Source organism: Nonomuraea lactucae (genome assembly GCF_003313395.1).
Classification (GTDB): domain Bacteria; phylum Actinomycetota; class Actinomycetes; order Streptosporangiales; family Streptosporangiaceae; genus Nonomuraea; species Nonomuraea lactucae.
Genome location: NZ_QNFZ01000477.1, coordinates 1 through 1,259, shown reverse-complemented (window position 1 = coordinate 1,259; position 1,259 = coordinate 1). Strand labels below are relative to the sequence as shown.

The window sequence follows — 1,259 nt, the reverse complement described above, 5'->3', positions numbered from 1 at the left end:
TGCCGCGCTCTGGCAGGTGGAGGGCGGCGCGGTGGTGCGCGCGGACATCGTGCGGCTCGGCGCGCGCGAGGCCGTCAACCGCGCGGATCTCGCCCTCGCCGAACGGCTCGCGCGAGCCGCCCGGGACGCCGCGCCGTCCGTCGAGGCCGACGCGCTGCTCGCCGAGGTGCTGGAGTACCGGGGCCGCAGCGCGGAGGCGGCGGCCGTCCTGCAGGACGAGCCCCCACCCGGCGACGAGGAGCTGCTCCGGTGGGCCCTCGTCCGCGCGGAGACCGCGTACTGGGGCGGAGGTGACGCCGTGGCCGCCGAGCAGGCGCTGGGCCTCCTCAACGGCCGGCCGGGAGAGGACCTGGCCCAGGGCATCCGCTCATGGGTCCTGCTCTTCGACGGCCGCTGCGCCGCCGTGCTGGACGTCGCCGACCGGCTCCTCGCCTCGGACTCGGCGAGCGCGCAGGCGCTCATCTGGGCCACCGCGGCGGCCACGGCGGCGGCGGGCTTCCTCGGACGCGCCGGGCAGGCCGCCGGCTACCACGAGCGCGGGCTCGCCCTGGCGACGGCCCGTCAGGCGGAGCTGCCCTGGGGGGTGGTCGAACTCGACGTCGCCCGGTGCCTGGCCGCGATGGCGGTGGGCGACCTGCGCACGGCGTGGAAGGTCGCCGACGACGGATACCGCCAGGTGCTGTCCGGCCAGAGCCCGATGATGTCGGCCGGCCACGTCGGCTTCCGCGGGCTCGTGGAGTGCGCCCAGGGCAGGCCGGCGGACGCTCGCAGGTCGCTGCGCGAGGCGGTCACCGCGCTCGACGGCAAGGACACCCTCCGGCTCACCCGCGGCTTCCTCGCGGGGCTGGCCACGGCCTGCGCCCTGGAGGGCGAGCCGGGCAGCGCACGGACCTGGATGTCCCGGGCCGACCAGGCCGCCAGCGACGCCAACAGGCTGTTCGCCCCGTGGATCGTGCTCGGCAACGCCTGGACCCTGGCCGCCGAGGACCGCCTCACCGACGCGACGGTCACCGCCCGATACGCGGCCGACCTGGCCTGCGGCATCGGGCTGCGCACCGTAGAGGCGCAGGCCCGCTACGACGTGCTGCGGCTCGGCGGCAGAGGCGACCCCCGGCGGCTCGAAGAGCTCGACACCGCGCTCGGCACCCCGCTGAGCCACGCCCTCGCCACCGCGGCGCGCGGGCTCACGCGCATGGACGGCCAGGCGCTCTCCGGTGCCGCCGACGCCTTCGCCCGGCTCGGCCACCACCTGCTCGCCG

At 77.6% G+C, this 1,259-nt stretch carries 1 protein-coding gene; it reads left to right on the top strand.

Annotated features, from left to right (window positions below):
* Positions 1-1,259 (top strand): hypothetical protein (locus tag DQW85_RS22800; protein WP_162795254.1); only part of this gene is annotated, 1,259 nt, incomplete at both ends.